Source organism: Leptolyngbya sp. 7M (genome assembly GCF_018128485.1).
This window is the reverse complement of record NZ_CP070897.1, coordinates 920,642-941,575: the sequence shown is the minus strand read 5'-3', so window position 1 is coordinate 941,575 and position 20,934 is coordinate 920,642. Positions and strand designations below refer to the sequence as shown.

Genomic DNA, 20,934 nt, shown 5'->3' with positions numbered 1-20,934 from the left:
TCGTGAGTCTCCGATGAAATAATGACTGTATGGAGAATTCTGCCAGTGCAGTGTCGGGACCGCCCGGGATCCGCAGAAATGGATCGGGCGGCATCGACGACTCTTGGGTAGCTGACGTCATCGAATGGTTTCTGAATTATGATGAAAGAACAGCAAGAATGCGTCACCCGATGACCGAGGAGCTTTTCAATTGGAAGCAAAGGGACGATGAGAGCCAAGGTTTGGTGATCTTTCCGTTTGAGAATGCAGAAGCGCGTTTTGCACTCGGCGCATACCAAGCCTTCAAGGAAAACACGTCTGAACCGCTACTAGGGCTTTGGCTTAACGATGTTCTCGCCGCCCTGCACGAGGCTAGGGAAACAAGACGCGAGATCACGGAATCGAATAACCTCGATCAGGATCCAGAGCGGTCCTGGCTAAACAAAGCCGATTTCCTCACCACCAATGCCGAGCGAAGGCTTTATTTAACAAGTTGTTGGCTAGAAACTCTTTGTACCGCCGAGGCACGTGTTTTGGGCTGGATCTATCAGGAGACCTTTGGCCGGCCTTTTACGCCAACTACTTAAAGACCTCACACCGACGTATTTCTCCATATTGCATCCCGATTGCAAATGCCCTTTGGCGTTGGTCGGCCGAACCGTGAGTAAACGATTCCGGAACAACATAACCTTGTGTGCGTCGCTGGATCATATCATCGCCGACTGCGGCCGCAGCGCGTAGAGCTTCTTCGATGTCTCCGGTCTCTACAAGCCCTTTCTTTTGAGCAAAGTTTGCCCAGATGCCGGCATAACAATCGGCCTGCAGTTCCAGGGCTACAGACAGTTGATTGTTCTGCCCGGCCCTCTGTACCTTTGCCATCGTGCCCAGAAGATTCTGGACGTGATGCCCAACCTCATGGGCGATCACATACGCTTGGGCAAAATCGCCAGGCGCCTTAAATTCGCTATCAAGTTCGCGAAAGAAGGCAAAATCAAGATAAAGTTTATAGTCGCCCGGACAATAGAAAGGCCCCATTGCCGCGCTCGCATAGCCGCAGGCTGAGGATACCTGTCCATCAAACAGAACCAGCACCGGATCCCTATAGTTCTGTCTTGCCTGCTGCGGTAATATCGTCCGCCAGGCATCTTCAGTGCTTCCGAGAACGGCACGTACAAATTGTTCGTTTTGATCCGGGGGTTTATTCGTCTGGTTGTCCGCAGGTGCCGGTGCCTGTGTAGTTTGCTGAGGAATGCCTGTTTCAAGAAATTGCCTTGGATCACCGCCAAGCAGGCATACGATAACCGCAAGTATCAGCACACCTATGCCACCACCGCCAAAAGCGATACCCCGACCCATTCCTCTGCGATCCTCTACATTTACACTTTGACGTTGATCTCTCCAACGCATATGGCTCTCCCGTCAGTTCGTTAAGGTTAAAGTTCTCGGATTGTAACATTCGTCAGGATAAAAAAGAAGACGTATCCTTTCTTAAGGATCGATCGGACAATCACCAATTGTTTCCTTGGTCTTTAACCAAGCGACGAACACTTCGCTGAGAAAAGTGCCGGTCAGCCAAACCTGCAATGCATAATATTCAGTCAAATTCAGGGAGACTAACGTCCTATTGCCTCTAAATCTTGACATAAGTAGATTTAGAGACTTATCATTGTATTCGGTCGCCTTAACGTTGTTTCTTTCCACAGTTAAACATATATAGGAGGAAATGATGATCAAGCTGGACATCGTCAACCACGTCGCTGATCGGACGGGAGTTTCAAAGCAAAAGGCGGAACAGGTTGTCGATTCACTTTTCAACGCAATGAAGGACGCACTTGCCGCAGGTAAGCGGATAGAACTTCGCGGATTCGGCGTTTTTGTAGTTAAGCCGCGCAAAAGAGGCGTAGGCAGGAATCCCCGGACAGGGACCGAGGTCCCGATCCCGGCAGGTAAGACCATTCGGTTCAAGCCCGGCAAAGAGCTTACGGCACAGGCCGTTATGGATTAAGACCAAGATAACTCTGGAACAGATCGCAGGTTGAAGGTGTGGATTTGATACACTTGATGCCTGCGATCTTTTTATGCAGGAACTCCATTCATTTGAACGCTCGGTGATCTTTGAACGACGTGCGATGCGGCCGACATCACGCGCCTACTTTCGCCATTCGCTCTTACTATTCGTCACTTTGATCACTGTAACTATCGCAGGGACTTTATATCCATTCGGCAAGGTGCCAATACTACCTGATGCGGATCCGCAGAATCTTTCAGAACTGATCGAACTGCTCGCCTCGCTCCCTGGCCGTTACATAGCTTTGATAACAAGTGTGCTGGCGCTACTTGCCTCCGATGGTGAAACGCTTTTCTATTCACTCAGTTTTTCGATTTCACTTCTTTTGATCTTGATCGTCCACGAACTTGGACACTACATTGCGTGCCGAATCTACGGTGTAGATGCGACACTCCCTTTCTTTATCCCAACACCACCAATGATCGGTCCCGCAGGAACATTCGGAGCGTTCATTAAGATCATGTCTCCAATGCCCTCACGTAAAGCTGTATTCGATATTGGTGTTGCCGGACCGATCGCAGGTTTTATCGCACTGATACCTGTTGCGATCCTGGGTGTCGTCATGGGTGACACCTCCGCTGGCGGACACGGAGGGCTTGTTTTTGCAAATCCGCTTCTTCTTTATATCATTGCTTCGGTGTTCGGGACTGATCTGCATCTTGGATTTGGAAATCCATTCTATTTTGCGTCGTGGGTCGGACTGCTGGTTACGGCCCTGAACCTCATCCCATCTGGACAATTAGACGGCGGACACACAATGTACGCTGTTTTTGGTGAGCGAGTACATTATTGGATCGGACGGCTCGCATTTGCCGTTATGGCGATCCTTTCGGTTGTCGGATTCTTTTACTTCAACAGCCCGAGTGGATTTCTGATAGCGATCCTGCTTGGAATAATGATGAGGGTCGGCCACCCACGGCCTTGGGATACTGGCCCGTTGGATAGCAAACGAAAACTTATCGCTTTCGTAACGCTTATTATCTTTGCGCTCAGTTTTGTTCCATTTCCAATAAAGATCGTTTAGTGGCCTGAGCCTTCAGGCAGCAAAGCCCTGATCTCTTTGATCATCTTTTCAATGTCTTTCTGGCCGTCAAGCGCGATCATGAAAAGATCATAACTTGTTTTGAAACAAACCATTCCGTTCCCAAAGAACCAAACACCCTCAAGCATTGGATTGCCGCGAAGTATCCAGTCGATCGGAGCTCCAGTCACTGTTTTCGGATTCAGAACATTAGTCATCATTACTGCTCCGGATGCAAATGAAAATGCTCCAAGGAGCGGAGCTCCTATTTTCCTGGCGATATCTGCTTCGAACTTGATCTTTTCGGCCTTTGCTTCGTCAAGATTTCCGGCTGCTATCTTCTCTTCCTGACTTTTGAGGTAGTCATTGAAGCCTTCGCTCAATTTTTTCACTGACCAGGCTGGCAGAGCGGAATTCAAAAGCCAATGTGAACTTATTCCGGTGAAGACCACACCTAATCCGGCTCCTACGATCATCGAAGCACCTGTAGCTGCAGCCTGGATCGGCTCTCTCTGAATCCAATCTGAAGCTGTTGATAGCGACCGCATCGCAGAATCGACCGTTCGCGTCCATCCGGCTCCGATGTCGAGCAGTTTGGTGGCACGCTTCACGTTCGCACCAACCTTATTCTTGGCGTCTTCAAAAAATTCAGTAGCCCTTTCACCTGCGCTGGAGATAACATCGCCTGCTGTTTTACCTGCTTCGGCGGCAACTTCACCTGCACGTTCCCCAACTTCTTCAGCGACCTCACGGACAGGCTCACTTGCATCCCATACCTTTCGCGCGGTAGATCCAGCCGTTTTCAGCGTTTCCTCAGCCGCCTTGACCGCTTGTCGGCCGACCTCGGTTTTTTCCGCCTCGGACTTGATCTTCTCCGCACCTTTTTGTGCGGTTTCAATTACGGTCTTAGCTCCCTCGCCGATCTTTTCTTTAATACCGAGCTGTTTGTCTATCTCTTCAAACTTCTCTTTTGCTTCCTTCTGCCACTTTTCAAATTTATCGCGATAATCATTCATGGCTTTCCTTCTTTACCGGAATACGATGCGTTCCGGGGTTAAGTTCACTGTCTAGCAATTTATCATTGCACCGTTCAGGACATCATACAATACATTTTTGATGGCTTTGATGCTGTCGGCAGACTAACTCCCAGCATTTCGCTGTGATAACCTTTCCGATTATGACGTTCGTAAAGTGTCCATCATGCGGAAAACAAACCCAATATGAAGATAATGACCATCGCCCTTTTTGTTCTGAAAGATGCAAATTGATCGACTTTGGAGCATGGATCGATGAAGAGTATGCACTTCCCGTTGAATCGGTTGAGATGACGGAAGAAGACCTAGAGTTACTACAGAAAGCAGAGCAGCTACGTAAATAGATCAGCTATGTTCGAGATCCCAACCGCCATATTCGTTGCTATCGGCTTTGCGTGCCTTATATTTGCAATTCTGATCTATTTTGTTTTTCGGCTACTAAAACGGAGCGTAAGAATGGCTATCCGACTAACCATAATAGCTACAGTATTGTTTGCTGTTATGGCGACCGTCATTACCGTTTTCTTTCTAGTTTCCAAGGGCGATGCAGCAAAGCCGGTCCGCGAGACTAATTCCCGGAAAAAGTGAAAATCCTATCGATCATTTAAGTTGGTCGGAGGGCATCATGGAACAGGCGTAAAGCCTGTTTTCGATTTAGATGAATATCGAGAGAGCTAACCCGATCAGGAGGTTCTGGCAGCGTTATCGTGGGCTGCCGCCGACCGTTTTCGCACTTAGCCTTGTAAGCTTTTTGAATGACACATCAAGTGAGATCATATATCCGCTTCTTCCCGCCTTTCTCTTCCTTGCACTCGGTGCTACGCCATTCGCGATCGGTCTTATCGAAGGCATTGCCGAATCGCTCGCAAGCATACTAAAGCTTTTTTCGGGGTATTTGAGTGACAAGTTCGCTAAACGAAAATTACCGGTCTTTTTGGGTTATTCGCTGGCAGCGATAATGCGTCCGTTGCTCGCGTTTGTAACCAGTTGGCAGCAGGTTCTTGTCGTCCGAATGACTGACCGTGTTGGAAAAGGAATACGTGGGGCACCGCGTGACGCATTACTCGCGGCAGAAGTGCCTGAGGATCGGCGCGGAATGGCATTTGGCTTTAACAGAGCTGCTGACCATCTGGGAGCTGTTGTCGGGCCGATAGTCGCATTTATGTTGCTGACATATCTCGCATCAGACCCTGAAAATCCGACCCTAGCCGAATACCAAAGCGTTTTTCTTTACGCGTCGATCCCTGTCGCTGTCGGCCTTTTCGTTATTGTTTTTTTTGTTCACGAGCCTAAGAAGCCAGCAGAAGAATCCGCCGTATCGCCCAAACTTTCCCTGGACGGATTTGACGGCAGTTTCAAGCGATATCTCCTGATACTTGCGCTGTTCACGCTTTCAAATTCTACGGATGCGTTCCTCTTGCTGCGTGCGGAGCAGGCTGGAGTTGCTCCCGCAATGCTGCCGCTTCTTTGGATGGTCCTGCATTTTAGCAAGGTCTTCAGCTCTCTGGTTGGCGGCGAGCTTTCAGACTCGGTGGGCCGAAAAGCAATGATCATCAGCGGATGGGTGGTTTATTCGGCAGTATATCTTGGATTTGCCTTCGTCAACGCTGAATGGCAGGCGTGGATGCTCTTTGTGCTATACGGGTGCTATTTTGGTCTCACCGAGGGTGCGGAGAAAGCTCTCGTCGCAGATATGGTCGATGCCGAAAAACGGGGCACGGCATACGGACTTTATAATCTTGCGTTCGGTGTCACGGTGCTTCCTGCCTCACTTATGTTCGGTGGGCTTTGGCAACTTTTCGGCGCGGAGGCGGCTTTTATCGTTAGCGCGGGTATTTCGATCGCCGCAGCGGTGTTGCTTCTTTCGTTGAGAATAGAGCGAAAACAAAAAAACTAGATCCGGCCATGCTTCCGCCTGCCGGATCTGGTTTGATGGGATCATCATCGATCAGCTGAAATCATTCAAACGTATCGAGTTGATCATCGTTCTGAAAGCGTTGTTGTAATTGAACGATTCATTTTCAGGTGATACGGCCGCGATCCAGAACGTATCCCCATTTCTGAGAGAAACTGTAAAGATCGTAACGTTCTCTACCCTACGGGTAACCGGCGACGTGCCCCTAAGTTCGACCGTATAACCCTGACGACCAGCGATCCTGGCATTCTGAAGGTTTGTACGCGCCTGTAAATAGCCGTTTGCCTGGAGCAAGCCGTTTACAAGGTCACGGGTATCGTTCATAAGGTCTCCGCCGCGACCGCGATACATCCCAACGATCGCCCCATGGGTTATTCCCTGATCACCGTAAGCACCTTCGGGAGCAAACGTTACCTCATTCTGACCGGCAAATTCGCGCCAATTTGACGGAACGCTCATTCTAAGCCAATTACCGCTTGAATAGGAGCGCATTGTTCGAGACGGGGGCTGAACATTCGGAGTCCGTAACATTAATTATTTCATCAATGACGCTCATATCAGCGTTGCCGACCGGCAGGCTCTGCCCGATGCCTTCGACAAGATACGGGGTAGCTTCCGGCACTCTGCCCGAATCTTTATACGTTTTGAATATCGATCCATACGGGTCCGCACCGATCACCTTTATCTTCGGATTCATCTCCTTCAAAAATCTTCCGGTACCGCTTATTGTTCCGCCGGTTCCGACCCCCGACACAAAATGCGTGACCTTGCCCTCGGTATCGCGCCAGATCTCGGGGCCGGTCGTTGCATAATGTGCCGCGGGATTTGCGGGATGATTATATTGATCAGGATAGAATGAATTCGGTGTTTCATGTGAGATGCGCTTCGCGGTCTCTACATAGTGATCTGGCGTTCCAGGTTTTGCGGCAGCGGGACATACAACTATATCCGCGCCGAGCGACTTCAAATACCTCATTTTCTCCACCGAGACTTTATCAGTAAGAACAAAAATGCATTTGTATCCGCGAACTGCAGCTACGAGCGCAAGTCCGATCCCTGTATTACCACTAGTTGCCTCGATCAAAGTCCCGCCTTTTTTTAACACGCCTTCCTTTTCCGCCCAATTGACCATTGACACCCCGATCCTATCCTTTACCGAGTATCCGGGGTTAAGGCTTTCCATCTTCGCAAAGATCTGCGCTTTTATTTTGTGCGGCTTGGTAAGATTGTTTATGCGCACTAGCGGCGTATTGCCGATCAGCTCAAGTACGTTCTCAGAAAATTTCATATATTTATCAGTCAGTCTTATGACCTGATAATATATCCCTTAGCCGCGCTTTACTCAATATCCGGCCTGACCAAATGCTCTCGCGCATAATGGCAAGCAAGTATGACCAAGCACCTATCAAAAGAACTTAGAGGATTTGGCCTTTTTCTGGTTTTTATAGCCCTCTTTTTCTATGCGGCTCCCGCACAGGCACCTGTAGTTATTGTTACGCCGCCCGATGATGCTGCTTCCCGTCGGCTCGCATCGTTCGAGAAGGTTTGGAAAACCGTGAATGACCGGCATTTTGATCCGACCTTTGGCGGGGTTGATTGGGGAAAAATACGGCTGAAATATGAACCTGTTACCAAACGTGCCGCCTCCGACGAAGAACTTCACAATATTCTTCGCCAAATGCTCAATGAACTGAAGCTTTCCCATTTTGGAATTCATCCGATGAACCTGACCGCGGAGCAAGTTAACCGGGAAACAGGCTACGTGGGCATCGACATTATAATGATAGACGGCGAGCCCGTCGTGAACCGAGTAGATCCGGGAAGTCCCGGCGATCGGGCTGGAGTGCGAAAGGGATTTGTAATTTCCCGAATAGATGCCGAAAAGGCCTCTGAGATCCTCATCGCATATGAAAAAACACTAGTCGGAAGAGCCCTAACAGAACAATCACGCAAGGTCTATCTTGAACGCCATCTTGAGACAAGGATAAACGGAAAACCCGGATCCACTGTTTCGCTTGAATTTATCGGTGGAAACCGGATGATCCAGCAGACAACGATCACTCGGGAAGAATTCAAAGGAGAAATGTCGCGTCCATTTGGAAACTTTCCTGCTCAGCAAGTCCACTTTGAATCCCGATCAATTGCACCTGATATTGTTTACGTACGGTTCAATATGTGGGTAATGCCGCAGTTGGCCAAGTTAAGAAATGCGGTCCGAGACCTATCGACAGTTTCCGGCCTGGTCATCGATCTTCGCGGCAATCCGGGCGGTATCGGGGCAATGGCGCCCTCGTTGGCAGGTTACCTTGTGTCTGAAAAGGCATCGCTCGGCACGATGCGAACCCGCGAACGCTCGATTCAATTCCTAGTGTATCCACAAATCAATCCGTTCCGCGGAAAAGTTGTTATATTGACCGATCACGGAACAGCTTCGACCAGCGAGGTCTTCGCGGCGGGAATGCGGGACATTGGACGCGCAACATTGATAGGCGGTGTATCCTCGGGAGCTGTGCTTCCATCCGTTTTTGAAACGCTTCCGACCGGAGCACTTTTCCAGTACGCGATCTCAGATTATCGCACCCCGAAAGACCAGCCGCTGGAAGGAGCCGGTGTTTCGCCTGACATCGCCGTGGACCAGGCAACTGAAGCGCTCCTCGCCGGACGAGATGCTCAACTGGAGCGGGCAGTTGAATTCATTCGTTTCTCTCGCTAAAGCGCGGTGAGCAACATTAGTTTATAGAACCTCTCCTCTCTCGTTTACGAATCGAATGAATTCGCTTATAGTAGTTGTCAGGTCGCCGCGTCGGATGTCCGAACATACGATGACATTTACAGGCAGATCGTTGAGAATTTCCGAAATGCTTCGGAACAGAACAGATTTTTCGAATGGGTTGAGCATCTGCCGATATGGGTTTTAGATCGCTCCCCGAATCAGGGACGGCAAACTATTTTGCCCGTGCCGATTGCAAAGATCCTGCGTGACTAAAACAAATCCTATTGCTATGGGGCCTCTAGCCCGAAGCATCGAAGTGAACGTGTATTAGGCGTGTGATCTCTCTGCGCTCCACTCAGAGCGCTTGAAAAAACTGCACCAACGACCCGCCCTGCGACCTCTACAAAATCAATAACAAGGAAAGTAAGACTAAATGTCTAAAGAAATGATCATCAGCGTCAATGGACGCGAAAAGAAGATCGCCATTCTTGATAACGGAAAGGTGACCGAGTTCTATATCGAACGCGGCGAAGAGAATTCAGGCATTGCCGGCAATATTTACAAGGGAAGGGTACAGCGCGTTTTACCCGGCATGCAATCCGCATTTGTATCTATTGGCTTGGAACGCGATGCATTCCTTTATGTCTCCGATTTCTTCGATGAAGAAGAAGAGATCGAACGTATCGTAATGGAACGATCCAAGAAAGGCTCAAAGGAAGATGCAAAACGCGAGGCAAATGAGAAGATCGAACGGGCACGGATCGAACGTGAGAAGCAAATGGAATCTGCCCAGGAAATTTCCGAACCGCTTGCCGAGCTTGCTGAGCCGATAGATGAGCCCATGCCGAGGGAATCTAAGGAGACAGGAAAGAAACGGTCGAGGCGGGGTCGAGATCGGAAGAACACTGAGGAAGAACAAGAGCTGACCGCAGGTGAAACCTTTATCGAGTTTGACGATTCTGGTTTCGAACGCATTGTGGACGATGAAGATACCGGCGAACTTTTCAAGGACGCCTATATGCAAGAGGCGATCGTGGATCAGGTAAGGGCAGTCGAATTTGATATGGAGAGCATCGATGAAGCCGAGGTAGGCTCTCTACTTACTGAAGTTTCTTCAGAAGGCGCTGCATTTGAGCGTATCGCCGACGATGAGGACGAGACAGAGCCTGAAAAACCAAAGAAACGCACCACAAAGAAAGCCGGTGCGGCCACCGAAAAAAGATCGCGAACAAAGAAAAAGGTCAAGCCGGACGATGAGACTGGATCAGATGGCGATGCAGTAGAAGCCCCGAAGAAAAAACCAACTCGCAAAAAAGCGGCAACCACCAGATCAAAAACAACAAAGAAGAAAGACAGTGAAGATATAGTTGCTGGAGGGTCTGAGATCTTGCCGGATGCCGAGGCAGAAGTTAGAGAAGCTCCGGATACCTCCGCAATGTCCGCCAGAAGAGGCGGCCGCGGACGCAGACGAAGTAAAGCTAAAAAGGATGAGAACGGAAATTCGGGAGAACATCTTCTCGGATTTGATGATGTGATCAAAGAATTAGAAGAAAGTGATAAACACAAAGATGAAACGGCACTCAATTCATCAGTATCCGCTGAAGAACAAGATGGTCAGCAAGAGGTCACCGACGAGCGATCAAGCGGCGAAAGCAACGGAAGGAAAGGTTCTGGACGTAACAAGAATCGGGGACGCGAGCGTGATCGAAATGAGAATCGTAATGGCCGCGGAGACAAACGTGAAAGGATGCCAACCCCGACCATTTCGGATCTGCTTCGTGAAGGACAAGAGATACTTGTCCAGATCGCAAAAGAACCGATTGCTAAAAAGGGCGCACGTATTACTTCCCATATTGCATTGCCCGGACGCTTCCTCGTTTACATGCCGACGATCGAACATCTCGGCGTTTCGCGAAAGATAGAGTCTTCGAATGAACGCGGCAGACTAAGGTCGCTTATTCAAAGGATCCGGGCCGAAGAAGACATTCCGTCCGGGGGATTCATCGTCCGAACAGCCGGTATTGGTATATCGGAAGAGGATCTGCGACAGGACGCACGCTACCTGGTCCGAACCTGGCAGGACATCAAGAAAACATCAGAGAAAGCGAAATCGCCGGCGCTCGTTCATCAAGACCTTGACTTGGTACAAAGACTGCTTCGCGACCAGCTTTCTGACGATTTTACCGCGATCCGCGTTGACAGTGAGGAAGAGTATCTCCGAACGGTCGAATTCATAAATAGGATCCAGCCGCGCATGGTAAACCGCGTCAAGTTTTACACACGCGAACAACCGATCCTCGACGCATACGGTGTTCAGGAGGAGATCGACAAGGCCCTGAAGCCGCGTGTTTGGCTGAGATCCGGCGGATATCTTGTTATCAATCAGACCGAAGCTCTGGTAGCCATCGACGTTAATACGGGCAAGTTCGTTGGCAAGGGAAATGCCAGGCTTGAGGACACCATTACTAAGACCAACATGGAAGCGGTCGAAGAGATCGCACGCCAGATACGCCTGCGAGACCTCGGTGGGATAATCGTGCTCGATCTGATCGATATGGAAGACCGCCGAAACCGCCATAAGGTGTCTCAGGCTCTTCAAGAGGCTCTTGCATCGGACCGATCGCCAACGAAGGTGCTGTCGTTCAACGATTTCGGGCTCATAATAATGACCCGCAAACGTGTAAAGCAATCGCTCGAACGGACAATGTGCGCGCCTTGCGAATACTGCGAAGGCGCCGGATGGGTAAAATCGCCGCAAACTGTTTGCTATGAGATACTTGCAGAGTCCAGAAGATTGTCAAAAGAGCTTGAAGATGTCCGTCAGACTACGCTGCGTGTTCATCCGGATGTTGCCGCAGCTCTTAGATCAACAGAACGGACGGTTCTCGAGGAGATCGAAGCTTATCTGGAAAATGTGGACTTGACTGCTGATCCGCATATCCACCAGGCACAGTTCGATTTTGCTTTTGTTTGAGATTTAGACCAGAACCAGATTGTAAAAGGGCCGGCAATGCGACCGGCTCTTTTTATTCAGAAAGGTTCATTTGCCTTAGGATCACCTTGAATCTAGGGTCGTCTCGTAAACTTTGGAACTCGGGTTCCACCGCAAGCCACACCATCCGGTCATCCCGCTCGTGATAACAGTGTTCAAGAAGTTGAATAGCTCGGTCTTTTTCACCGATCACAGAATAAGCTTGGGCAAGTCTATACGCCGCTTCCGTACTCTCCTTCGCTCTTCTCTCTAAGTGTTCGATAAACTGCCGCGCTTTAGAGCTATCAGCAATTGCCGCATACGACATTGCCATGAATGCCGCAAGGTAATCGCTCTTGATCTCGCCCTTTTCTCGCTCGAGCGCCCCGCTTCCCACCGCGACCGCGCCGTTCGGATCGGCATTGCGAAAATGCGCTGTTATCCTTAACCGCACATTTGTAGGTTCGTTTCGTGCAAGACGATCGAGGTCTTCTACGATCGGATGCAATTTTTCGTATTCACCACGGTAAAGCCTTACAGCAAAAAGGTTCATTGCCACGCTTCTTGATAGCGGCTCCAGTTCCCTTGCTCGTTCCATATGAAACAGCGCCTCATCGTGCCGTTTCAGTGTCGTCAAAAGTAATGCATACCATTGCCTCGCAGTCACATAGTTGGGGTCTATCTCGATCGCCTTACGAAAATCCTCCTCAGCCCCTCTCCAGTCCCAGTCATGAACCCGCTTTACCCATGCAAGCGAAGTCAAAGCGTTTGCCGACTGTGGATCAAGTTCCAAGGCCTTTAGAGCCATTTCCTTCGAACGATTGTACAATGCGTCGCGTTTATTTCCCGTGCTGATATTTGCCTGGAGAGCATAGACGTCTGCAAGACCGCTATACGCCGCTGCGAAACCGGGGTCGAATGTGATCGCCCGCTCAAATTCAGCAATGGCATTCGGATATTCGTCTGCTTTGCGTTTGTCCGAAATATAACGACCGTTCAAATATGCTTCATAGGCACCGCGGTTTTCCGTTAAGTGTTTTATAGTATCGGGGCGGAGAGTGCGCGACATCGCCCGCGCACTTTCCAGAGCTATCTGGTCCTGAAGTTTGAATATGTTCTCGGAATTTTCATGGATAGCTGTTGTCCATATTTGAACTCCGTCACTTGTACGAACAAGGCGTAGCGAGATACGAATATCGTCCTGATATTGCTGGACCGTACCTTCTAGGACTGCATCGACCCCGATCTGGCGTCCGATAGAGACCGGGTCTCCATTCCCGGCCTGCCGATCACCCTGGCTTCTAAGCGAAACTACCCGAAGCCCATCAGCTTTTCCCAATTGAGAAACCAGAGCATCGGTGAGGCCAAGGGCACGTTGATCCTGAGAGCCCGTATCGTCAAGCCACCTTAAAGGAAGAACAGCAACAGAATCGATCGCGCGGCCCGAACTCGAAAATGAATAGACCAACCCGAACATACCCAGGCCTGCGAGGACAAGAATTAGTGCGGCATACCGCCATCGAATCACGGCAGCGGCCAACAAGTTCTTCGCTACGGGTTTAGACCGATGGTCATCACCTACCGAAGTTACTTCTTCAATTGTCGTGCGGGTCAGCGATCGGCGTTCGATCAGCAGATCACCCACAGCAACTTCATTGGTGGTTCCGGTGAATCTGTAACCTCGTCTCGGTATTGTTTGGATCAGCTGGCTCGATTCGCCCAATTTTTGGAAGGTTTTTCTTATTCGGTAAACGTGCTGGGCCAAATTGCTTTCTTCGACAAAGGAATCGCCCCAAACGCGATCCAACAACTCCTCTTTGGTAACAACCTCGCCCGGCTTTGCCGTTAGAACACCAAGGATCTCGATCTCTTTGAGTGCTAAGGGTACCGGTTCGTTGTGTCTCCAGAGGACTTTCTTCACCGGATCCAGCCTAAAAGAACCGAACTCCCTAAAAAGTCCGCTCTCACTTAAGTTGTTGAGATCAAAGGACATATATCTATTGAATCAACAATCCATAAAAAATTGATAAAAGTTTCAAGACATAACTCTCAACACATCTCTATATTCCTCGCACAGGCAAAAGCTTGCTGCGGATAGACGGCGATCACTGGTCTGCCAAGCACTAGATGATGAGCCGAATTTTAAGACAAATGGCTGAAATTGCAAAGAAATTTCTTATTACGACTCAAACAGTGGAGATCATCCGGATACGCAGCAATTGCAGATGGGGCGAACGCATTCATTATGCCGATACACCGGACGAGATACATATCTCTGAATTGGAGTTGAAGACCGATCGGACTACGCGGCCAACAGTCAAAGCACGGAGACTGATCGGGTCGAAAATAGGGCCCCAAAATGATCTTGGCTATGGCCAATCATTCTGATCTTTCGATACTGATCGTAATGAGGCAATAGAGTTGGAAATATGAATCGGGCAAGCAAATTCTTATTGATCGGGATACTACTAACGGGAGCGGCAAACCTTCTCTCTCAAACAACTGCATTTACGTACCAAGGCCGTCTTGATCTCAACGGTGCTCCGGCGACCGGCACTTTTGACTTTGAGTTCCTGTTGTTTGGTTCAGAAAGTGGCGGAACACAAATTGGCAGCACCGTCTCACGAAACGGAGTTTCGGTGGCGAATGGTATGTTCTCGGTTTCTTTGGATTTTGGGAACCAATTTCCAGGTTCCTCACGCTTTATTGAGATCAGGGTGCGTCCGGTAGGCGGCGGAGCTTACACAACGCTTAGCCCTCGACATCCCATCTCAAGTAACCCATACGCGGTAAGAAGCTTAACTGCAGCGACGGCGGAAGCCGTAACGGTCGGCGGCATCCCTTCGGGGAGCGGCAACTATATCCAGAACACTAACACACAGCAGCCCTCGTCGAATTTTAACATCAGCGGTAATGGTACTGCGGGTGGGACGTTGTCCGGTAACACGGTGAATGCGGCAACTCAGTACAATATAGGCGGGAATCGAGTTCTTTCGGTTTCCAATATCGAGAACACGGTGGTCGGCATCAATGCAGGTTCATCATTGACAACTTCCACGGGCAACACATTCTTCGGCCATTCGGCCGGTCAGAGCACTACTAACTCAAGCTCAAATTCTTTCTTTGGCCATCGTGCCGGAAGGCTCAATACAGGTACCGGAAACTCGTTCTTCGGAAGTACGGCCGGCGAGGCGAACACGACCGGCGGTGGAAACTCATTCTTTGGGCAATCCGCCGGAAATTCGAATACCACCGCCAACTTCAATTCATTCTTTGGCACGGCCGCAGGGCAAGCAAACACTACCGGCACACAGAATTCCTTTTTTGGTCGGCATGCGGGCTTTACAAACGTGAACGGTAATGAGAACTCTTATTTTGGTTTTGAGGCAGGGCGCAACGCGACTAGCAGTTTTAATTCTTTTTTCGGAAGCGGTTCCGGAAGAGCGAACACGACGGGAGCCGCAAACTCCTTTTTCGGAACGACCGCCGGGGCCGGCAATACCGAAGGTAGCGATAACGCATTCTTCGGCGTCAATACCGGCATCTTGAATACAGTAGGAAGCGGAAACTCTTATTTCGGGCGCCGTGCGGGAAGAGAGGCGACTGGGAGCAACAACACCGCAGTCGGTATTGATGCGGGTCGGAATAACTTAACTGGCAGCAGCAATACGTTCATCGGAGCAAATGCAGATGCATCCGCTACTAACCTCACGTTCGCGACCGCAATCGGAGCCGGATCAACTGTTAGCAATAGCAATACCGTGTCGATCGGACGCGGCTCAGATGAGGTTCGGGTAAATGGAAACTTAAGGGTATCCTTTAATGCCAGATTTCCAGGTACTGTTTTTATCAATCTTGCGAATACAGGTAACGACGGGGGTGAAGCCGTATGTTGGGATACTGGAAGCGACCGAATAATGGACTGTCTCTCGTCCATACAATACAAGACCAATATCGGAACCTTAACCTCTGGCCTAGATCTGATCACCAAACTCCGTCCCGTGTCATTTGAGTGGATCAGAAGTGGCAAGAAGTCCATCGGCTTTATTGCAGAGGAGGTGAACGAAATCGAACCAAGGCTTGCAACAAAGTCGAAAGAGAACATCGTGCGCGGTGTGGATTACTTCGGAATGTCAGCCGTCCTTGCCAGCGCGGTCAAGCAGCAACAAGAACAGATCGAGTCTCTTCAATTGACCGTAAACGAACAAAAGAATCGTATAGATCATCTGACGGAGATAATATGTGAGATCAAGCCCGCATCTAAATATTGCAGAAACGACTGAGTAAGATAAATCGGTATCTGGTCTCCTATCCCACGTTTTGTCACACCATAATCAGTTTGTGATATTTCGTGATTAGGATTTGGCGGTGCATTGCGCGAGTCTGCGGAAAAACCGCAACGGACGAAACTGGCTCTGCGATGCCCGCCATCTTAACTTTCTGAGATCTATCTATCGGAAGTTGAAACTACAGTTTCAGATCTCGCTTGAGGTCTTTCGGGTTTGATGGTTTAACAAAGATCGAATCCGGAATTCGCTTATTGTATTCGATAGATTGGAAGTTGATACGTGAGGAATGCTTGCCGGCTGTGAATCGATCAATAATGAAGGGAGACCTGATGCCGCCGACCTCTACGAACTGGGCATATCGGTCCTCTTCGGTTATCTCCTCACCATCAGCATTGGTTCGACGGTGGATAGCCTTTACCGGAAGCGCGTCATCCGCACTGAATTCGAATTCGACCACTAATCCATCGTCGTAGGTTACCCGGACGACATCATTCCTTTTCCCCAACGTTGCCGGCCGTTTCCCCACATATTCGAGTTCCGCTTGCCCGCGCCAATATCCACGCAGCAAGTAGTCGATGCTGACCCGCATTCCGCGGCGGAAACTTTCGATCTGCGTCGGTGTTTGGTCCTTTAGCGTTTCCGCATCTCCATCAAATATCCATCCGGTCTCGCCGGTGTTTGTTTGAACGGTCTTGATCCCCCCGCCCTTGAATTCCGTTCGTTCTTTGTCCGGAAAAACTATTACATCGATAAATGATTGAAAAGAAATGACAGCCCCATCGCGAATGATGCTGAACCTTCCGCGTCCGACTGCGGTGGTAACATTCAAATACTTTTCCCCTCCAAGGGCCGCGACCGAACGGGCAAGGACAGCTTCAGCTTCCTTCGAAGTTTTTCCGTTTTGGCCAAAAGAAACCGCTGGCAGGATCGCGAACAATGTGAGTATAAGCACTAAAATGGCGGAATTCTTATTCATCAATCGCATATTCGATAGATCGGACAACGCTTACGCGCGAGCCGGAACGATGAACTGCGGGACGAAATCGGATCTTTCGGACCGCATCTTCGATCTTCGCTTTCACATCGGACTGTAACCCAACGGGCATCTCGAAAACCGAGGCATTTCCGCGCGCGGAGAAAAATACTTTGACGCGTATCTTGCCGCCAAAAGTTGCAGGAAGTTCAGAAGCTGCCAGTGCCGGCTTCGGAGCTGCGGTCACAGCCACCCGCGTACGGATATCGTCATCGTCGTCGTCGTAATAAAGATTGAAGGCGTATTCGACAATGGTGGTCTCATCCATCGGCTGGTCATTCATCATCTTTGGACGAAAACGGATCCGCTTCGCTGCATCAACGGCGCGCTCGGTGAGTCCGTGCGAAAGCGGCTCCAGAACAGTCACGTCGCCGATCTGGCCATTTGCCAGGAAGACCACTTGCAAGCGCACACGGCCCTGAACCCTGTTCTCGCGCGCAGAATCAGTGTAGCCGGGCGCGGGTCTATCGATGATCTCAAGGTTCCTGAAGACAAATTCCTTCGGTTTCGCGGGCGGCCCCGAAACAGGTTGTGGCGTGCTCTGACTGAAGTGATCGGAGCCGACCATTAAGATAATTATCGACACAGCGACGGCAACCCTGAGGCCGTATGATCTGATAAAAAAGTTCGGCACGATACTGATCCTCCTTTTATCGGGGGCGAGATACACGCGGGGCTTCATGCCTCCGTAGTCAGAATTTCTCTGTATGTTTCATAATAGACTAACATCTGATGTGCGCAAATATGAAGATCGGAGTAACCTGATGACAGACACGCGCTTACCTATGAATGATAATCACGACTCCAACCATTCCGTATTCTTGATTTGAAATTATGAGATACCTGTTTGCCACAATCTTATTGTTGTTTCTCTGTTATGAAAATCCGGCTCAGTGGGTCCGGCAAACTGTTGATACGACCGCATCGTTCCGCGGGCTTTCTGTCGTAAGCCGGCAGGTTATTTGGGCAAGCGGTAACGGCGGGACGGTGGTAAGGACGATAGACGGTGGCCGGAGATGGGATGTAATAACGATTCCCGATGCCGAGAACTTAGACTTCCGCGATATCGAGGCATTCGACGGAAACACGGCATACATTCTAAGCATTGGCAATGGCTCCGCCTCGCGGATCTATAAGACGATCAACGGCGGAAGAACTTGGGAATTGCAGTTCACCAACGCCGATTCGAGGGCATTCTATGACGCCATCGCCTGTTGGGACCGCGACAATTGCATCGCGATGAGCGACCCCGTCGATGAATTCTATCAGCTGATCACCGCTTCTATGAAAAATGCGGTTGGAACCGCATCGGTATTGTCAACAATCCTGTCCAACTCGCTTCGGGACCGTTTGATCTGAAGGTTTGGAGATATGAGAAGAGGCTCTAGACCTCAACAACAGTGGTAACAATGACCGGCTTTGTCCCAAGTTCTTTTTGGATGAAGCGCTTTAAATGAAGGCGAAGATTTTCACGGAAAACCACTGTATCAGCGATCTGTTCGCGTTTCATTTCAGCGACTGCGTTTGAAATGGTTTGTCGCGCCGCATTGCTGAACCCGTTCGGCCAATTCCCAATAGACCCTGCCGATGCAGTCCCCGCCTCTGACAAACCCGCTACTCCGTTGAAGGTGATGTGAGGTTCGCCGACCAACTGATGCGTTTTCCTGTTCACCGTAACAACAAGCGATATAGCCCCGCCGTATGCGAGTTTCTTACGTTCGCGAACAACATCATACTCTATCTCTCCGAGCGACTCTTCGTCGATGAACGTCCGGTGAAGTTCATGCTTCTCAACGATGCGGGCACCATACTTATCTATCTCAAGCATATCGCCGTTCTCAATAAGAATGATGTTGTCATCGGTATAGCCTGGTATATGGTTCTTAACGAATTCTTTGTGCCGGAACAGCATTCGATATTCGCCGTGTATCGGCACAAGATATTTCGGACGTGCGGTTTCCACCATTATTCGAATATCTTCCTGCGAAGCGTGCCCGGAAACATGTACCAATCTTCGCTTTTCTTCGATGATGTTTGCCCCGCGTTTATAAAGATGTCCGATCAGCCGGCTGATATTCTTCTCGTTCCCGGGTATTATCCGAGCCGACAGAACGACCGTATCTCCCTTTTCGATCTCAAGTCCTTTGTAAGTCGAGGTCGCCATGTTCCAAAGGGCCGCACGCATCTCACCCTGAGAGCCCGTAACTATGAAACAAATTTCGTCATCGTTATATCGCCTTGCATCTGACAAAAGAACCTGTGCATCAGGCAGGATCTTTAATAGGCCCAGTTCTTCGGCAATCTCTACATTCTTCATCATTGAGCGTCCAAGAACGCACACTTTGCGGCCATATTCGTAGGCAAGATCGAATACGATCTGAAGTCGATGGATCGAAGAGGAAAAGGTCGAAACAAATAGCCGCCCCTCGGTCTCTTCAAATATCTCGCGAAATGCCGGTATCACATCTTGCTCGGAGGGGGTCCGCCCCGGCACGGTCGCATTGGTCGAATCACCGAGCAATGCCAAGACGCCCTTGTCGCCGTAATTCTTTAAGGTCTTTAGATCATATGTTGGCCCGATCACCGGGGTATCATCGATCTTGTAATCACCCGTATGAATGACAGTCCCGACGGGCGTGTTTATGGCAAGCGAGAAACAATCAATAAGTGAATGCGAAGCATGTATGAACTCAATACTAAATACACCAACTTCTGCAACATCGTTTGGCTTGACGCGATGCAATAAAACCTCTTCGAGCATATTATGCTCGTCGAGTTTTCGTTCGATCAGACCCATCGTGAATCGCGATGCGTAAACAGGCAAATTGAACTTCTTTAGGATATATGGAAGAGCTCCGATATGGTCTTCGTGGCCGTGTGTAAGAATTATAGCGGTCAGGTCGTCACGATACTCTTCAAGAAAATCGAAATTCGGAATTGATATATCTACTCCATATGGGGTCTCCTCCGGAAATCCCATACCGGCATCGATGACGATCATTTCATCGCCGCATCGAACACCCATACAGTTCATCCCGAATTCGCCGATCCCGCCAAGTGGTATTATCTCTATCTTTTGCAACTGGTTACCCCACTAACGAATTAAATTAGGTTATCACATCTCGCGGCCGAGATGACTCAAAAGCCTGGTCCATTCCTCATGGGTGAGTGTTTCAGCTCGTCTTTGCCCGTCTATATTGGCCGCCGCGAATGCTCTTGAAATATCTTTGTAGGCAACCCGTAGATTGTTCGTAAGAGTCTTCCGCTTATGAGCAAAAGCGAAGCTTATCAGATCTGTGAACCCTTTAGTGTCTGCGATAGAGAAAGGTTTCGGCAGCAAACGTACAACTGAGCTTTGTACCTTTGGAACTGGTCGAAATGCCGCTGGCGGCACATAAAAAAGTTTCTCTACCTCAAAGGCCGCACCGACCAGAACGGTCAGGTAACCGCGTTCGGAGCTTCCTGGTTCCGCCGTAATACGCTCGACAACCTCCTTCTGGAACATAAGAACAAGTTCTGACAGATGCTCTCGCTGCTTTATGAAGTGTTGGAGGATCGCGGTCGAGATATAGTAAGGAAGATTTGCGACCAATTTAGCTTTGGTGTTTGGCGAGATCAATTTTGACAGATCTATCTCAATCGCATTTCCCTGAACAACTTTGAAATTACTGCTTCCCGAAAACCGATCGTCGAGAATGTCTGCAAGCTCATTGTCAAGTTCGATCGCGATCACTTGTGCCCCGCTAGCGACCAGATGTTCTGTAAGAGCACCTCGTCCGGGCCCGATCTCAACGATCGTGTCTCCCGGATCCGGCGAAACAGAACTAATTACCCTCCGTATATAATTTCTATCAACGAGGAAATTTTGACCAAGTGATTTCTTCGCATAGACCTTTGTCATTGCTGTTTAG

21 protein-coding genes are annotated in these 20,934 nt (G+C 49.6%); 11 read left to right on the top strand and 10 right to left on the bottom strand.

Features of this window, described 5'->3' with window-relative positions; translation table 11 throughout:
• Window positions 1-29 precede the first annotated feature (29 nt).
• Window positions 30-566 carry a hypothetical protein gene (locus tag JVX88_RS04455; protein WP_211626107.1) on the top strand — a complete coding sequence of 179 codons (537 nt, stop codon included), beginning with the start codon at window positions 30-32 and terminating at the stop codon, window positions 564-566.
• Here the strand turns inward: JVX88_RS04455 and JVX88_RS04450 are convergent.
• Both JVX88_RS04450 and JVX88_RS04445 read right to left on the bottom strand, forming a co-directional pair.
• Window positions 559-1,386, bottom strand: coding sequence for a neutral zinc metallopeptidase (locus JVX88_RS04450; protein ID WP_211626105.1), 828 nt, complete (start codon window positions 1,384-1,386; stop codon window positions 559-561). The two genes, JVX88_RS04455 and JVX88_RS04450, sit on opposite strands and share 8 nt — an antisense overlap.
• 81 nt (window positions 1,387-1,467) lie before the next feature.
• Entirely contained in the window at window positions 1,468-1,623 is a 156-nt protein-coding gene (locus JVX88_RS04445) for a hypothetical protein (RefSeq protein ID WP_211626103.1), read from the bottom strand.
• Between the two features lie 79 nt (window positions 1,624-1,702).
• On the opposite strand from JVX88_RS04445, the gene JVX88_RS04440 reads away from it, so the two are divergent.
• Together JVX88_RS04440 and JVX88_RS04435 are read left to right on the top strand one after the other, a co-directional pair.
• The gene (locus JVX88_RS04440; RefSeq protein ID WP_211626102.1) at window positions 1,703-1,984 is read left to right on the top strand and encodes an HU family DNA-binding protein; all 282 of its coding nucleotides are present in this window, start codon (window positions 1,703-1,705) and stop codon (window positions 1,982-1,984) included.
• A gap of 73 nt (window positions 1,985-2,057) precedes the next feature.
• The gene (locus tag JVX88_RS04435) at window positions 2,058-3,071 is read left to right on the top strand and encodes a site-2 protease family protein (protein WP_211626101.1); all 1,014 of its coding nucleotides are present in this window, start codon (window positions 2,058-2,060) and stop codon (window positions 3,069-3,071) included.
• On the opposite strand, the gene JVX88_RS04430 is transcribed toward JVX88_RS04435, so the two are convergent.
• A complete protein-coding gene (locus tag JVX88_RS04430; protein ID WP_211626100.1) occupies window positions 3,068-4,084 on the bottom strand; it encodes a hypothetical protein in 1,017 nt (338 codons plus the stop codon). The two genes, JVX88_RS04435 and JVX88_RS04430, sit on opposite strands and share 4 nt — an antisense overlap.
• Before the next feature lie 161 nt (window positions 4,085-4,245).
• On the opposite strand from JVX88_RS04430, the gene JVX88_RS41725 reads away from it, so the two are divergent.
• The 3 genes from JVX88_RS41725 to JVX88_RS04415 all read left to right on the top strand — a co-directional run bounded on the left by JVX88_RS41725 (window position 4,246) and on the right by JVX88_RS04415 (window position 5,999).
• Entirely contained in the window at window positions 4,246-4,446 is a 201-nt protein-coding gene (locus JVX88_RS41725; RefSeq protein ID WP_211626099.1) for a DNA gyrase inhibitor YacG, read from the top strand.
• Between the two features lie 7 nt (window positions 4,447-4,453).
• Entirely contained in the window at window positions 4,454-4,690 is a 237-nt protein-coding gene (locus JVX88_RS04420; RefSeq protein WP_211626098.1) for a hypothetical protein, read from the top strand.
• 70 nt (window positions 4,691-4,760) lie between these two features.
• Entirely contained in the window at window positions 4,761-5,999 is a 1,239-nt protein-coding gene (locus JVX88_RS04415) for an MFS transporter (RefSeq protein ID WP_211626097.1), read from the top strand.
• 51 nt (window positions 6,000-6,050) lie between these two features.
• Here the strand turns inward: JVX88_RS04415 and JVX88_RS04410 are convergent, their stop codons facing one another.
• Window positions 6,051-6,476 (bottom strand): hypothetical protein, encoded by a 426-nt coding sequence (locus JVX88_RS04410; protein WP_211626096.1) that lies wholly within the window; start codon window positions 6,474-6,476, stop codon window positions 6,051-6,053.
• A gap of 10 nt (window positions 6,477-6,486) precedes the next feature.
• On the bottom strand, window positions 6,487-7,305 hold the full coding sequence (locus JVX88_RS04405) for a PLP-dependent cysteine synthase family protein (RefSeq protein WP_211626095.1): 819 nt from the start codon (window positions 7,303-7,305) through the stop codon (window positions 6,487-6,489).
• A gap of 102 nt (window positions 7,306-7,407) precedes the next feature.
• Here JVX88_RS04405 and JVX88_RS04400 point away from each other — a divergent pair, with 102 nt between their 5' ends.
• Both JVX88_RS04400 and JVX88_RS04395 read left to right on the top strand, forming a co-directional pair.
• Window positions 7,408-8,730 carry a S41 family peptidase gene (locus JVX88_RS04400; RefSeq protein ID WP_211626093.1) on the top strand — a complete coding sequence of 441 codons (1,323 nt, stop codon included), beginning with the start codon at window positions 7,408-7,410 and terminating at the stop codon, window positions 8,728-8,730.
• A gap of 433 nt (window positions 8,731-9,163) precedes the next feature.
• On the top strand, window positions 9,164-11,704 hold the full coding sequence (locus JVX88_RS04395) for an Rne/Rng family ribonuclease (protein ID WP_211626091.1): 2,541 nt from the start codon (window positions 9,164-9,166) through the stop codon (window positions 11,702-11,704).
• A gap of 52 nt (window positions 11,705-11,756) precedes the next feature.
• Here JVX88_RS04395 and JVX88_RS04390 read toward each other — a convergent pair whose 3' ends face one another.
• A complete protein-coding gene (locus JVX88_RS04390; RefSeq protein ID WP_211626089.1) occupies window positions 11,757-13,622 on the bottom strand; it encodes a winged helix-turn-helix domain-containing protein in 1,866 nt (621 codons plus the stop codon).
• Between the two features lie 230 nt (window positions 13,623-13,852).
• Between JVX88_RS04390 and JVX88_RS04385 the strand changes: the two genes are divergently transcribed.
• Window positions 13,853-14,089: a hypothetical protein gene (locus tag JVX88_RS04385; RefSeq protein WP_211626087.1), complete on the top strand. Its 237-nt coding sequence runs from the start codon at window positions 13,853-13,855 to the stop codon at window positions 14,087-14,089.
• 41 nt (window positions 14,090-14,130) lie between these two features.
• Entirely contained in the window at window positions 14,131-15,984 is a 1,854-nt protein-coding gene (locus tag JVX88_RS04380; protein WP_211626085.1) for a tail fiber domain-containing protein, read from the top strand.
• A gap of 184 nt (window positions 15,985-16,168) precedes the next feature.
• On the opposite strand, the gene JVX88_RS04375 is transcribed toward JVX88_RS04380, so the two are convergent.
• Together JVX88_RS04375 and JVX88_RS04370 are read right to left on the bottom strand one after the other, a co-directional pair.
• Window positions 16,169-16,966: a hypothetical protein gene (locus tag JVX88_RS04375; protein ID WP_211626083.1), complete on the bottom strand. Its 798-nt coding sequence runs from the start codon at window positions 16,964-16,966 to the stop codon at window positions 16,169-16,171.
• Window positions 16,959-17,657, bottom strand: coding sequence for an energy transducer TonB (locus JVX88_RS04370; RefSeq protein WP_211626081.1), 699 nt, complete (start codon window positions 17,655-17,657; stop codon window positions 16,959-16,961). Before JVX88_RS04370 ends, JVX88_RS04375 begins: the two co-directional genes overlap by 8 nt.
• A 200-nt stretch (window positions 17,658-17,857) precedes the next feature.
• Here JVX88_RS04370 and JVX88_RS04365 point away from each other — a divergent pair, with 200 nt between their 5' ends.
• On the top strand, window positions 17,858-18,382 hold the full coding sequence (locus JVX88_RS04365) for a WD40/YVTN/BNR-like repeat-containing protein (protein WP_211626079.1): 525 nt from the start codon (window positions 17,858-17,860) through the stop codon (window positions 18,380-18,382).
• Between the two features lie 25 nt (window positions 18,383-18,407).
• Here the strand turns inward: JVX88_RS04365 and JVX88_RS04360 are convergent, their stop codons facing one another.
• Window positions 18,408-20,105 carry a ribonuclease J gene (locus tag JVX88_RS04360; protein WP_211626077.1) on the bottom strand — a complete coding sequence of 566 codons (1,698 nt, stop codon included), beginning with the start codon at window positions 20,103-20,105 and terminating at the stop codon, window positions 18,408-18,410.
• Window positions 20,106-20,138: 33 nt separating this feature from the next.
• Complete coding sequence (gene rsmA, locus JVX88_RS04355) at window positions 20,139-20,924, bottom strand: 16S rRNA (adenine(1518)-N(6)/adenine(1519)-N(6))-dimethyltransferase RsmA (RefSeq protein WP_211626075.1); 786 nt, start codon at window positions 20,922-20,924, stop codon at window positions 20,139-20,141.
• Between the last annotated feature and the right edge of the window lie 10 nt (window positions 20,925-20,934).